This window comes from Paenibacillus nanchangensis (genome assembly GCF_046543445.1).
GTDB lineage: Bacteria > Bacillota > Bacilli > Paenibacillales > Paenibacillaceae > Paenibacillus_AQ > Paenibacillus_AQ nanchangensis.
The window spans coordinates 12,322-25,824 of record NZ_JBHOFD010000014.1; the positions used below are offsets into that span (position 1 = coordinate 12,322).

The 13,503-nt window shown below is 56.0% G+C and carries 11 protein-coding genes; 7 read left to right on the forward strand and 4 right to left on the reverse strand.

Annotated elements, in window-relative coordinates; translation table 11 throughout:
- Positions 1–155 precede the first annotated feature (155 nt).
- The 4 genes from ACE6ED_RS12740 to ACE6ED_RS12755 all read left to right on the forward strand — a co-directional run bounded on the left by ACE6ED_RS12740 (position 156) and on the right by ACE6ED_RS12755 (position 3,300).
- On the forward strand, positions 156–755 hold the full coding sequence (locus ACE6ED_RS12740; protein WP_410827545.1) for an RNA polymerase sigma factor: 600 nt from the start codon (positions 156–158) through the stop codon (positions 753–755).
- Positions 739–1,719, forward strand: coding sequence for an anti-sigma factor domain-containing protein (locus ACE6ED_RS12745; protein WP_410827546.1), 981 nt, complete (start codon positions 739–741; stop codon positions 1,717–1,719). Before ACE6ED_RS12740 ends, ACE6ED_RS12745 begins: the two co-directional genes overlap by 17 nt.
- A 67-nt stretch (positions 1,720–1,786) precedes the next feature.
- On the forward strand, positions 1,787–2,575 hold the full coding sequence (locus ACE6ED_RS12750) for an MBL fold metallo-hydrolase (protein WP_410827547.1): 789 nt from the start codon (positions 1,787–1,789) through the stop codon (positions 2,573–2,575).
- A 146-nt stretch (positions 2,576–2,721) separates the two neighbouring features.
- Complete coding sequence (locus ACE6ED_RS12755) at positions 2,722–3,300, forward strand: GNAT family N-acetyltransferase (protein WP_410827548.1); 579 nt, start codon at positions 2,722–2,724, stop codon at positions 3,298–3,300.
- 78 nt (positions 3,301–3,378) lie between these two features.
- Here ACE6ED_RS12755 and ACE6ED_RS12760 read toward each other — a convergent pair whose 3' ends face one another.
- Positions 3,379–4,182, reverse strand: coding sequence for a Cof-type HAD-IIB family hydrolase (locus ACE6ED_RS12760; RefSeq protein ID WP_410827549.1), 804 nt, complete (start codon positions 4,180–4,182; stop codon positions 3,379–3,381).
- Positions 4,183–4,494: 312 nt separating this feature from the next.
- Here ACE6ED_RS12760 and ACE6ED_RS12765 point away from each other — a divergent pair, with 312 nt between their 5' ends.
- Positions 4,495–5,229 carry a metal-dependent hydrolase gene (locus tag ACE6ED_RS12765; protein ID WP_410827550.1) on the forward strand — a complete coding sequence of 245 codons (735 nt, stop codon included), beginning with the start codon at positions 4,495–4,497 and terminating at the stop codon, positions 5,227–5,229.
- Between the two features lie 182 nt (positions 5,230–5,411).
- On the opposite strand, the gene ACE6ED_RS12770 is transcribed toward ACE6ED_RS12765, so the two are convergent.
- The gene (locus ACE6ED_RS12770) at positions 5,412–6,413 is read right to left on the reverse strand and encodes a lipoate--protein ligase (protein WP_410827551.1); all 1,002 of its coding nucleotides are present in this window, start codon (positions 6,411–6,413) and stop codon (positions 5,412–5,414) included.
- Between the two features lie 321 nt (positions 6,414–6,734).
- Here ACE6ED_RS12770 and ACE6ED_RS12775 point away from each other — a divergent pair, with 321 nt between their 5' ends.
- Complete coding sequence (locus ACE6ED_RS12775; protein ID WP_410827552.1) at positions 6,735–7,757, forward strand: glycosyltransferase family 2 protein; 1,023 nt, start codon at positions 6,735–6,737, stop codon at positions 7,755–7,757.
- Positions 7,758–8,050: 293 nt separating this feature from the next.
- Here ACE6ED_RS12775 and ACE6ED_RS12780 read toward each other — a convergent pair whose 3' ends face one another.
- Together ACE6ED_RS12780 and ACE6ED_RS12785 are read right to left on the reverse strand one after the other, a co-directional pair.
- The gene (locus ACE6ED_RS12780; RefSeq protein WP_410827708.1) at positions 8,051–9,043 is read right to left on the reverse strand and encodes a ketoacyl-ACP synthase III; all 993 of its coding nucleotides are present in this window, start codon (positions 9,041–9,043) and stop codon (positions 8,051–8,053) included.
- Positions 9,044–9,302: 259 nt separating this feature from the next.
- Positions 9,303–10,994 carry a methyl-accepting chemotaxis protein gene (locus tag ACE6ED_RS12785; RefSeq protein WP_410827553.1) on the reverse strand — a complete coding sequence of 564 codons (1,692 nt, stop codon included), beginning with the start codon at positions 10,992–10,994 and terminating at the stop codon, positions 9,303–9,305.
- A 344-nt stretch (positions 10,995–11,338) separates the two neighbouring features.
- Between ACE6ED_RS12785 and ACE6ED_RS12790 the strand changes: the two genes are divergently transcribed.
- Positions 11,339–13,447, forward strand: coding sequence for a methyl-accepting chemotaxis protein (locus ACE6ED_RS12790; protein WP_410827554.1), 2,109 nt, complete (start codon positions 11,339–11,341; stop codon positions 13,445–13,447).
- Positions 13,448–13,503 lie beyond the last annotated feature (56 nt).

The window sequence follows — 13,503 nt, forward strand, 5'->3', positions numbered from 1 at the left end:
GGGAACTTGCTTCATGAAGGATACGCACGAGCGGAGCGGATGGATTTACCGGACCAAAAAAAAAATTTGCGGGACTTTTCCCGCTTCGGATTTTCTGGTAAAACGTTAAGTAAAGAGCGTTAAACGGGTAAGCGGAAAGCGGAAGGAGAACGAGCATGGACCTTCTCAACGAGGCGATGGCGAAACGGCTGCAGGAAATGTGCCGCGGATCGTCCGAAGCGTTTGATGCGTTTTATTGCGAATATGCGCCTTTTGTCCTGCATATCGCCGAGCGGATTGTGGGCGAGCGGATGGAGGCGGAAGACATCTGTCATGATGTCTTTCTGGAGGTGCTGCGGCGCGGTGCCGATTACGACCCGGCGCGGGGATCGATCCGGGCCTGGCTCGCCGTGATGACGCGCAGCCGGAGTCTGGACCGGCTCCGCAGGAAGCAGCGGGTGCGCCCGCTGGCCGACCGGGAAGCGGAGCTGCCGGAACAGGCGGCAGCCGGGCAGGAGGAAGAGGTGCTTGCCAGACTGGAGGGGGCGGCTCTCCGGGCGGCGCTGAACTCGCTGCCGGCTCCCCAGAAGCGAGCGGTCGTGGCGTCTTATTTTGAATACCTGACACAGGCCCAAATGGCGGATACCTGGAAAGTGCCGATCGGTACGGTAAAATCCTGGATCCGGTACGGGGTGTCGAATTTGCGCAAGCAGATGTACCGGGCGGGCTGGATGGAGCAGACGGGAGAGGGGGAGCCTCATGAGCGAAAAGGCTGAACACGGCTGGCTGCCGCGAACAGAAACGGAACGGACAGAAACAGGACCGGCAGAAACGGAACGGACAGAAACAGACTGGACAGAAATGAGCCGGACAGAAATGGACCGGATAGAAACAGACCGGACAGAAATGAGCCGGACACGGATAGAAACGGGCAAAAGAAACGGGCGGGAAGATGCTGGAGACCGCATTTGCGCTTACTCGGAAGAGGATTGGGTGGACTTCCTTTCGGGTGCCGCGGGCGGCGGCAAATCGGCCGCCATGATGCGACACCTGCCCCTCTGCTCCCGCTGCGCGTCTGTGCACGCGGAATGGACACGGCTGCTTGCCCCGCCTGCAGGCCACGAGCAGATCCCGGCCGGTGGAGACGTGAAAGCGGAGGTGCGACAGCCGGGTGCAAATGCCGTCCCGCCTGCTCCCCGCGTCTACCGCTCGCTGCGGAGGCGGGTCAAGCGGATCGGCCTCCGCCGGCGGCTTGGCGCCATCCGCCCGGCCTACCGCTGGGGAGCGGCCGGGGTCTGTGCGGCGCTGCTGCTGGTATTCGGCCTGCTGCGCATGAATACCGCCGCATCCGATAATCAGTGGAGCCGCTATGTGGCTGCGTATGAACCGGCGGCGCTGACCGTGCTTCATGATCCCGGCACCGTTTCTTACCCGATTGACACAGCCGCGTTCCAAAAAGGGGAAGGCCGGATCTGGTACAACGAGCAGTCGGGGGAGGTGCTGGTGCTGGTTAACGGCCTGCCGCCGGGTGAAGACCGCGTCTTTCAGGCCTGGGCGGTCCGCAGCGGCGGCCGGGACAATCTCGGCCTGCTGCATTATCACCTCGACCGGGCGCATCTCTATATCCGGCCCGATGCCTGGAACGGGGCGGGCAATATTGCGCTTACGGTCGAGCCAAACGGCGGCAGTCCCGTTCCGACTACGCCGGATACGGTTCTTTTGAGGCTGCCGAAGCCTTGACGCCGCCTGTATAATAGGGGAACAAGGATACGTGTAATCGATTCGGCAGCTAAAGGAGCTAGACGTCATGAATGAACTGACTTTTCTTGGAACAGGCGATGCGATGGGCGTGCCGCGGGTCTACTGCGGCTGTCGGGTATGCGCCGAAGCGCGCGGCGGAGGAGTGAACCGGAGATTGCGTTCATCGGTGCTTGTCCGCGGGGACGGGGAATTTTTTGTCATCGACTGCGGACCCGACTGGCGCAAGCAGATGGAATCACAGGGAATCCGAAGCATGGAAACGCTGGTTGTGACGCACGCGCATTTTGACCATATCGGCGGACTGCCGGAATGGGCGGATGCCTGCCGCTGGCTTGGCGTACGCGGAAAGCTGTACGCGCCGGCGGAAGTGATCGACATTATTTTGCGGCAGTACCCTTGGCTCGGCGGCCACATCGACATGACAGCAGTTGGAAAGACCTTCCGGCTGCAGGGCTGGGAGATCCGTTCCTGGAAAGTATGTCACGGCAAAAACGGGTATTCCTACGCCTACCGGCTTGAGCGGGAGGGGTATGCCTGGGTCTACTGCTCCGATTCGATTTCGCTTGGAACGGAGGAGACGCTGCCGATGCTGGGGGCGGATCTGCTGGTGCTGGGCACAAGCTTTTTCCATGAGGAGGCCGAACTTTCGACCCGGTCCGTATATGATATGACTGAAGCCGCCGGTCTGCTGGAGGAAGTGCGCCCGGGCCGGGCCATTTATACCCACATGTCGCACGGAGTGGACCTGAACGCCGGTTATCCGCTTCCGGAGGGCGTAACGCTGGCCCGAACCGGGATGACGATACCGCTGAGCCGGGACTATACGAAGGAATAGAGGATCATTGTGCGAATGACCTGCACACGCTGTACCGGCGGATGGGGTTTTATTTTGCATAACCTATTTTAAACGCGGCGGGGTGGCCCGATTCCGGCCTCCTTGCCGTTAGAAACTCAATTTGTTCCGGCAAGGAGGCCAAATACATGGCTGTATTAAAACCGGTTTTATTGGATATTCCCGAGAGCTTCGAGACGGAGCGGCTGCTGATCCGCGCGCCGAGGCTTGGAGACGGACCCGCGGTTTGCGAGGCAGTACACGAGAGTCTCGAAGAGCTGCGGCCCTGGATGCCGTTTGCGGAACATCCCCCGACTCCTGAAGATTCCGAGCTGCATTCCCGGGAAGCCAGGCTGAACTATTTAGCGCGTTCGGATCTTCTGCTGCGGCTGTATGATAAACAGACCGGGAAGCTGATCGGCAGCAGCGGGCTGCACCGGATCGACTGGGAGGCGGGCAAATTTGAGATCGGCTACTGGATCCGGACCTCGTGTTCCGGACAAGGCTACATGACCGAAGCGGTAAACGGCATTACCGCGTTTGCGGTAAATGAGCTGCAGGCCAACCGTGTCGAAATCCGCTGCGACGCACGCAATATCAAAAGCGCCCGGGTGGCGGAAAGAGCGGGCTTCCGTCTGGAAGCGGTTCTGAGAAAGGAAAAACGCGCTTTGGACGGGACGCTCAGCGATACGAAGGTGTATGCGAAAGTGCGCGGTGAGGAATTTTAAATGGACATAAAAAAAGCGGGCCCTTCGCTTCGGGGCTCGCTTTTTTGCGGATGCACTGGCGGTAAACCAGCTTTATATTTACTCGGCGGTCTGTAAAATGAACTTGTCGATGACGTGCTTGACGCCGTCTTCATTATTGCTGCGGGTGATATAGCCCGCAATTGCTTTGAGCGCAGGGATGCTGTTGCCCATCGCAACACCAAGGCCTGCGACCTCCAGCATTTCATGGTCGTTCCAGGAGTCGCCGACGGCGATGGTGTCCGCCAGGTCGCAGCCGAAATGGCCGGCAAGGAATTCCAGCGCTTTGCCTTTTGTGCCTTCGTAATGCATGATTTCCAAAAAGTGCGGCTTCGACTTGGTGATGTGCACTTCGCTGCCGAGCAATTCGCGCAGGATGGGGGCCAGATCGTCGAGGAAGTCCGGATCGTCGATGATGAGCAGCTTCGGTGTCGGCTGGGCGGCCAGCTTCTCCCAGTCCGGCTCGACATAATACTGCGTTTTGTTCAGATCGGTGTATCCTTTCAGCTTGTCGTTCTCCTCGCGGGCGTACAGCTTGTCGTCGATATACGTCTGAAGGTGCAAATTATGCTCCACGCAGTAAGCAAACAGCTTGTGTACGGCATCCTGCGGTACATTTCGTTCGTACAGCACCTGTTCATCCATCAGATTTTTGACGAGCGCGCCTTGGTAGGTGATGATCGGTACGTTCAGTCCCGTCTGGCGGGCAATGGCTTGGGCGGACGCGTAAGCGCGGCCGGTGGCCAGCGTTACGACCACGCCTGCGGCGACGGCCTGTTCCAAGGCGGTTTGGGTGGCGGGGGTCACTTCTTTGTCGTCATTGATCAACGTGTCGTCAATGTCGATGGCGATCAGTTTGTACATGCAGATTCTCTCCTTCTCCGTATCTCTCTTCATCTTGTGCAAGTTGCGCGGCGGACAGCGGTTCCGCTTACTTACTGTTATCCCGACAAATTGTATCCTAAAAACGGGAGGAGAACAAGGCTTTACGCCTTCTAATCCCCTTCCGCTGTGCGCGCTCAGGCGGGTAGGGGCATGCCCTTGGAGTCCAATAATGATCCAGGGCTGAATCCAAAATGCTGCATAGCTGTAGACAGAATTGGAGAGGACTGGTATACTACAATACCGTACATATGTTCTTATTCGTTCAGTCACCAAGAAAGGAGCACATTTCCCATGATGGGTAAATCCCACCTGATAATCGGAACCGGCGTTTCGCTGTCGATCATGCAGCTGGCCGGCGTGGAAATTACGCTCCCCTGTGTGGCGATTGCGGCAGTCAGCTCGCTGGCGCCCGACCTTGACGAGCCGAATTCACTGCTTGCCCGCAAAGCGATTCCCGGTATTCTGCTGCGCGTGCTGCAGGTGCTGCTGCTGGCAGCCGGCGTCTATATTTACGCCGCCGAATTGGCTCCCGCCCCGTGGCATCTGGTGTTGGGGATACTAACCGCCTCCGTGTCGTTTGTGCCAGGACGCAGCCTGCGGCAGCTCGCGATGCTGCTGATCGGCGTGGGCCTGATCGCCTTTCTGGAATCAGCCGCTCCCTGGAACTCCGTTGCCGGCAGCATTCTGGTGCTGTCGGCCGTGGTGCAGCACCGCGGGTTTACGCATACGTTTTATGCTTTGGCGGGCTGGACGGCGCTGTTGTATTTTGCCGGGCAGCAGGCCGATTCGGCGTCGGGACTGTGGATCGCCGGCGGCCTTGGTTATGCGCTGCATCTGCTGGCCGATTCGCTGACCCGCAGAGGCATCAAACCGCTGCCGCCTCTTCCCATCAAGCTCCGGCTGAAGCTGATGAGCACCGGGACGAAGAAGGGGGACAAGGTGGAGCGGATTTTTGTAGTGCTGACGCTTGTGCTGGTTGTGTATGCTTTTGCTCCGCCTCTGTTTGAACGGCTGACGGGAAGCTGATTCATACGGCCCGCAGAACCTCACATTTTTGACAGAGAAGAGACCACTTTATCCGCATCCCCGCACAAAAAAGCGGCTCCCAGCTAACATGGCCGGGAACCGCTCCTCGAACCGCGCCGCCAGGCGCTTTTCCCTCGGGTGCCGGGTTACTGCTCCCCGGTCTGCGCCGCCAGGCGCTTTTTTTATTCCTCCAAGAAAACAAGTCCGATGAAGTCTTCCGGTTCGATTTTGCCGAAATAGTGTTTGAGATCCAGCTCGGCCAAAGCCTGCGTGACTTCCACCTGCTCATAACGTTTGCCGCGAAGCGCGTTCTCCACGTCGGCTACATCGCCAACCCCAAAGAAATCGCCGTAAATCTTGATCTCTTCAATCTTGCCGTCCGCAATTTCCATCCGCAGGTCGATAATGCCGGCCGGGAATTTACGCGCATGCTTAACGTTGCTTTTTGGCGATTGACCGTAGTTCCAGTCCCAATTTTGATACCGGTCTTTGGAAATCTGGTTGATCACTGCCCAGTCCTTGTCCTCAAGCTTATACTGCGGCACCTGATCGGGCTCCATGCCAAAAATTGAGCGCAGCAGGCCGCTGCGGAACTCCTCAATGGTCATATCCGTTCCAAGCAGGTCTTTGATGTTGGCGACCCGGCTGCGCACCGATTTGGTGCTTTTGGATTTGAATTTCTCCGGATTGGCATTCAGGGAAGCTTGTACATCCTCCAGATTCAGATCGAACATCAGCGTGCCGTGACTGAACATCCGGCCCCGGGTGGAGAACTGCGCGTTGCCTGAAATCTTTTGCTCGCCGACCTGGATATCGTTTCGTCCAGTCAGTTCGGCGTTTACGCCCATTCCACGCAAATAGTCGATAACCGGCTGCGTGAATTTGAGGAAGTTGTGGAAGGATTGTCCGTCGTCTTTTGTAATGAAGCTGAAGTTCAGGTTGCCCAAATCGTGATACACCGCCCCGCCTCCGGACAAACGGCGCACGACGCGGATGTTGTTCTCCTTCACGTATTCCTGGTTAATCTCTTCGATTGTATTCTGATGCTTCCCGATAATGATGGAGGGCGCGTTGATGTAAAAGAGCAGGTAACTTTCGTCGACGGACAGATGCTTCAGCGCATATTCCTCGATCGCAAGATTGATTGAAGCGTCCGTAATTCCGGCATTGTCGATAAACAGCATATTTTATTACCCCCGTTGCGGCATGATGATCTACGTAACTTATTGTAAACCAACTTGGGACAGAAACAAAGCAGGACCAGCCTGAAGCAGCGGGGCGGGGGATCACCATCCGGCAGCGTGTCGGGCGTTACAGCGCAGATTGAGTCAAAAAACGGACAAGTAGACAAAAGTATTACAGCCGGCTTCCCCTTCGGGATGTTGGCAACGGTCCGGGCGGCTAGTATGGTAAACGTAAGAGAACAACCGAGAATTTTGTCTAAAAAGCGGCGGGGGCCCCAGCCGGACCTACATGCCGCATCCGATTTGTCAGGGAGTGAAGAGATGAGAAAAGAACCGCTGGTATCTGTGCTGATGCCCGTATACAACGGGGAAAAATACCTGGCGGAGGCGGTGGAGAGCATTCTCAGCCAGACCTTCGCGGACTTCGAATTTTTGATCATCAATGACGCTTCCAGAGACCGGACTGTTGAAATTATTGAATCTTACGGCGATCCCCGGATCCGTCTGATTCATAATGAAACCAACCTGAAGCTGATTGCAACGCTGAATAAAGGAATCGAGCTTGCGCGGGGCAAATATATCGCCCGGATGGACGCTGACGACATCTGTCTGCCAAACCGGCTTGAGCGGCAGATCAAATTTTTGGAGGCCAATCCTTCCATTGCCGTCTGCGGCTGTTGGGTGGATATGATTGGAGAGGATCAGGGCAAGGTGTGGAAATTTCCCGTCGAACCGGATGAAATCAAAGCGCGCCTGCTGTTTGAAAACTGTATTTCTCACCCTGGAGCTACGGTACGTAAATCGATCCTGGAGCACCCGCCGATCCGTTACAACCCGGCTTATCCCCATGTCGAGGATTGGGAGTTCTGGTGCCACATCAGCATGAACCACCGGATTTACAACATTCCTGAAGCGCTGCTGCAGTACCGCTTGAATGACAATAGCGTCAGCCAGGTGTACAAGGATGAGCAGACCTACAATAACCGCAAAGTTTTTGTTCCTTATCTGAACCGGCTTGGCATTGAACCTACGGAAGAGGAAATCGATACGCACCGGAGGTTTAATTTTGAGGCATGGCCTTTTACACCGGATAAGGAGTTTATCCAGCGCTGCCAGCAGTGGCTGCTTAAGCTCCAGGCAGCGAACCGGGAACGGGGCGTGTACGCGGAACCGGCTTTTACCAATCAGCTTGCGCAAAAATGGTATCTGATCTGCAGCCGTTCACGCAACTTAGGCTGGTGGGTATGGACGCAGTTCTGGAAATCCCCGCTGATCAACAACCGGCAGCTGTCCATCAAGCAGCGCACGAAGTTCATGATCAAAAGCGCGGCGGGCAAAAGCTGAAGCTTCTGAAGCTTCTGAAGCTCCTGAAGCTCCGCTTGTTGCTAGTCTCGCGGACACCAGGGGGAATTCTTCACACAAATTCATAGAACTGTAGCAAATGCTGCTGGATTTAGCTGTCCCCCGCATAGCAAGCGGGGGGCAGCCTTTTTATGTGCAAAGAGTTCCGCATATGAGGGGCAAATATAGAGCGAATTTAATAGCTGATTTTCAGCGAGCTTGCGGCAGTGTTACAGCAAACTTGCGGCAATGTATAGCAAAATTGCAGTTGTCTTAGCCTCAGGTTTATAGCGCGTTTACAGCGTCCAGCGGACAACGGCCCCGCCGTACACCAGCCCGCCGCCGAAGCCGAACAGGAGCATCCGGTCCCCGCGCCGCAAGCGGCCGTCCTGGACAGCCAAGTCGATCGCGAGCGGAATCGAGGCCGCCGATGTGTTGCCGAACTTGACCAGACTATACAGGGTGCGGTCCAGCGGGTATCCGCTGCGCTCGCAGATCGAGCCGATAATCCGCAGATTTGCGCTGTGGGGAACAAACCAGTCAATCGAACCCGCATCCAGACCGGAGGCGGCATGCAGGCGTTCAATACCGGCGCTGACTGTCTGAACGGCCCACTTATAGACCTCCCGGCCGTTTTGCTCAAAGCAGCCGTCCGGATGCAGGTCCACGCCGTCCAGCGAATGAGCGAGGCCCGGCCGGCGGACATGGATGCCGCCGCTGCCGTCGCTGCCAAAATCGCTTGCCAGCACGGCACTGCCTTCCGTCTGCTCCGTCCGTTCAAGCAGAACAGCTCCCGCGCCGTCCCCAAACAAAATACAGTTGGAGCGGTCAGTGTAATCGGTAATTTTGCTCATCGTATCGGCAGCGCATACCAGCACCTTGCGGAACGTTCCGGACCGGATGAAGCTGTCGGCCATCACCAATCCGTAAACGAATCCAGCGCAGGTGGCATTGAGATCCAGCGCACCGGCCTTGGGGATGCCGAGCTCCCGCTGCAGCAGGCAGGCTGCCGAAGGAAAAGCATAATCAGGCGTATGCGTGCACATCAGGATCAGATCGACATCGGACAAGTCCACCGCATACCGCTCAACCATATTGCGTACCGCTGCGATGGCCAGATGGCTGGTGAATTCCTGTTCGGCGGCAATGCGGCGTTCTTCAATACCCGTGCGGGACACGATCCACTCGTTTGTGGTATCCACCATCGTTTCCAGGTCTGCGTTCGTCAGTCTCCGCTCAGGCACATAAGACCCGATAGCTGTAATGGCAGCGCCGGAGAGAGCCGGCATAGGGTGTGAATTATTCACTTTCGATTCCTCCTTAAGACATTGGCGGGATTAAAGTCATCACTTCATGCGGGTACAAAAAACAAGTTTTTAGAACTTGGTATTAGTACCTGGTACTAAAATTACTTGTAGCTAACTTACCCGAAACTCTATCGGGTTGTCAAGATGGTACTTTCATCGGGCGGGAGTCCAACGGTTTGTTCAAGCTAAAAAAGCGCCCGCCACTTCCGGCGGACGCTTCTGCAAGCTGTATGCTTTACATTTAAATTTTGAACCGGCTGGCGGCCTGTTGAAGCTTCTCAGCCTGTCCGTGAAGATGCTCAACCGTCGAAGCATGCTCCTCCAGCTCAGCAAGCTGCCGGGCGTAGTTCTCGGACAGCACCTGGGCACCCGCCTGAGACTTGGCGGTGATCTGGGCCGTCTCCTCGACCGAAGCGCTCACTTCCTCTGTGCCGGCGGAAATTTCCTGGGTGGCTGCCGAGACGGACTGGATGCTCTGATTAATGGTCTGGATCAGGGAGCGGAGATGGCTGAACGCCTCACCCGCCTGCTTGACTGTGCCGGCGCCCGAAGTGATCTCTTCGTTGACCTGTTCAATTTCGGCCACCGAGTTCTTCATGTTTTCCTGCAGACCAAACAGAAACTTGCTGATTTGTTCATTGGCTGTATGCGACTGTTCAGACAGCTTCCGCACCTCGCCGGCAACAACCGCAAACCCCCGTCCGTGTTCGCCCGCCCGGGCCGCCTCGATTGAGGCGTTGAGGGACAGCATTTGGATCTGCTTCGTAATCACGTTGATTTCTTCAACCACTTTGCCGACCTGCTGTGATTGTTCTTCGATTTGCCGGAACTGTTTCAGTGACTCCACGGAGGCCTGCTCTACTTGGGACATTTGACGCACCGCATGCTGAGCCAGGCTGTTGCCGCTGTCGGCCTCCTCCGAAGCCTCGTGGATGCGCTCCGTCACCTCGCCGGCGGAGGAGGCGATATGCTGGATGCCGCTCGCGATTTCTTCCATCGCTCTGGCATTGTCCATGGCGCTGGTGGCAATCGTAGTGCTGCCCGCGGCGATATGCTGCACGGATTCGGTAGAGCGGCGGGTCATGCCGTTCATGCTGTGCACCCGGCTGCGCAGATTGTGGGCATCGCCGACAACTGCTTCCGAGGTGTGCAGCACCTGTCCGATCATTTCTTGGAGCCGCAATTTCATGGAGCGGAAGCTTTCCGCTAACAGCGCCGTCTCATCTTTGCCTTTAATTTCGATATCCTGGGTAAAGTCTCCATCCGCCAGCCTATTGCTGTACACCACCAGCTGCTTGATCGGACGGACGATGCGCCGGGCAAGCATCCAGGCGGCACCCATGCCCAGCAGCAGCGCCAGCAGCGTAATGCCGCTGCTTGTCCAGAACAGGCTGCTCATTTTGTCCTGGACAAAGGCGGTGTCCGCACTGACTCCAAGCACAATCGGGCTGCCCGAGATGCCTACATAGGCCGTTTTGTGCATACCGTGAGCATCGCTGTACATGTCGCTGAGCCCGCTTTTTCCCTTAAGCGCCTGCTGCATGGCCGGCTGCTGCTCCATTGTTTCCTGAAGCTTCAGCTTCGAGCCCCGGTCGGTCGCGAGAACGACGGCGGTTCCGTCCTCTTTTACCTCCGCTAAAAATAAAGTTTCCAAATGGTGCAGCTCACGTTTGTCTTCCAGATAGAAGCCAATGGTAGAGATGGCTTGTTCACTCTGGTTGCGGGTTTGCTGGGCGTGAGTCATGTTTAGTCCCTTATACACGTCTTGGACCGAGGAAGTCAGGACCTTGTCGATCTGGGGCATCACGTAGTTGTTGATGATACCGACGGATATGTAGTACGAGCTAACGCTTAACAGCAGAGAAGCAAACAGAAGCACAAAAAAGACTAAAGTAGTAAACCTGCGGCTGATAGACTTCTTGAACCAAGACATAACTTTCTCTCCTTTTTCCCCGGTATTCTGGTCCGTATCCGATTATGTATATACAGGACAGGGAGTGCTATCCTACTGCATCCAATGTCCCGGTAATAGGCAGAAAGAACGGATTGATAACTATTCTATATTAATTATCCTGCGGTTGAATAGAGAAAAATTGGGTTTTTAACGCATTATTTTCTGTAATCGCTCATGAAGATCCTGTAAATTTTCATCAAATGTCCATAGTTTACATCCCATGAAAACTAGTATTTAATATTTTTGCATATTTCCTGGTTTTTCATCTGAAATAAATGTCGAATTATGACGATAAATAACCATTATGAATACGGGGTGAATTTATGAAGAAACTTGGAAATCTTTCACTTACGGCCAAGCTGCTGACGCTGCTCGGAGCCGTTTTGGTACTGGTGTTTGGCGTTTTGATTACAGTGAACCTTAGTCAATTAAAAAACGTCAGCCTGGCCAAAGCAGAACTGGAGGCGCAAAACGCCGGCAAGTCGTTTGCGCTGCACATTGATAAGGAAATGACCACAGCTCATGGGCTGCTGGCGGCGCTGACCGACACGCTGCAACATGCCCGGACGCACGGAAGCATGAACCGCGCCGAAATTGTGGGGCTGATGCGCGATATGCTGACAGAGCGCCCGCAACTAATGGGGGTGTATACGCTGTGGGAACCCGGGGCATTTGACGGGAAGGACCAACAGAACGTGAAGTTGACCGCATATGACGATCAGACAGGCCGCTTTATCCCATATGTCACGCGGCGGAACAATACCATCGTAACGCTGCCGCAAGTAGATTATGAGAAGCCGGGGGAAGGCGATTTTTATCTCGTTCCCAAGCAAACCAAGAAAATTTATTATATGGACCCTTATGTATGGAAGACCGACGGCGAAACGCTGCTGCTGATGTCCATTATCTTGCCGATTACGGATGAAAAAGGAAACTTTCTTGGAGTTGTAGGGGCGGATATCTCGCTTGACTCTCTTCAGGCGGAAGCGGGCAAATATAAGCCGCTGGGCGGATACGTGTCGTTAATTGGCCAGAACGGGGCTTACGCGGCCAATCCAAACGATCCGGAATCGCTGACAAAGCCTTTTGGCGACAGAGCGGACAAAGAAGCGTTGTGGAAAAAGGTGCAGTCCGGCGGCGGGTTGTCCGGGTATACGATAAATTCCAAGGGCGAGCACGTACTGCGTGTATTTGAGCCGATTGTGCTTCCCGGCGGCGGACCGACCTGGTATACCCAGACCGTGGTGAAAGAGGCGACAATTTTCCAGACGTATAATACAAACCGGACGCAGTCGCTTGTAATGGCGGTCGGAGCGATGCTGGTGATCGGTGTTCTTGTTGCGCTGCTTCTGCGATATATGGTGCTGCGGCCGATAGGCTCGTTAGTGGAGAAGCTGAAGCATATGGCGGACGGAGATCTGACTCAGAAGCTGGATATCCGGACAGGTGACGAATTCGGAAAAATGGCACGTTACTTTAACCTGATGACTACGAATCTCCGGGATATGTTCCAGACCGTTGCGGATCTGGCGATGTCGGTGGGTGCCACGTCGCAGCAGCTGACTGCAAGCGCCGAACAGACCAGCAACGCGTCGGTCACCATTGCGGAATCCATGCAGGAAATCGCGGCGGGGGCGGAGCTGCAGAACAGCCACGCAGGCGATACGGCAAAAGCGATGGGCGAGGTCTCGCTGGGCGTCCAGCGCATCGCTGAATCTTCGGTGCAGGTGTCGCAGTCGTCGGGAGACGCTTCGGCTCAGACGGCCGCCGGCAACGAGCTGATCCGCACGGCAGTTGGTCAAATGGAGCATGTGCAGCAGTCGGTTGAAGAGACTGAAACCGCCATCGGGCGGCTGATGGAACGGACGGAGACAATTGGATCCATTATCGGCCTGATTACCGGCATCAGCACGCAGACGAATATGCTGGCGCTGAATGCCTCAATTGAAGCGTCCCGCGCCGGAGAGGCGGGCAGGGGTTTTGCCGTTGTCGCCGCCGAAGTCCGCAAGCTGGCCGGTCAGACCCGGCAGGCAGCGGAGCAGGTAAGCGATTTGATTGGAGCCGTAAGTGCGGATGCGGCGAACGTATCGGAAGCGATGAACCGGGGCGCGGCCGAGGTGCGGGAAGGCGTCCGGTCTGTGACCCGCAGCGGCGAGTTGTTTGGCACCATTTTGACGGAAATTGCGAATGTCAGCGACCAGATTCAGGAGGTGTCGGCTTCGGCAGAACAGATGACCGCCGGCGTGGAGCAGGTTACCGGAACGGTCGAGCAGCTCTCCGCAATCGCGAAGGAGGCTACCGGCCACGCCCAAGGCGTTGCGGCGGCGTCCGAGGAGCAGGTGGCGGCGATGGAGGAAATCTCCGCATCGGCTGAAGCGCTGAGCAGTATGGTCCAGGAGTTAATGGATAAGCTGGCCCGGTTTAAAATTTAACAGCGGAAAAAAGATAGCGCCCGCCCGGGAAGTGTGATAGAGTAATACTGTTTTTG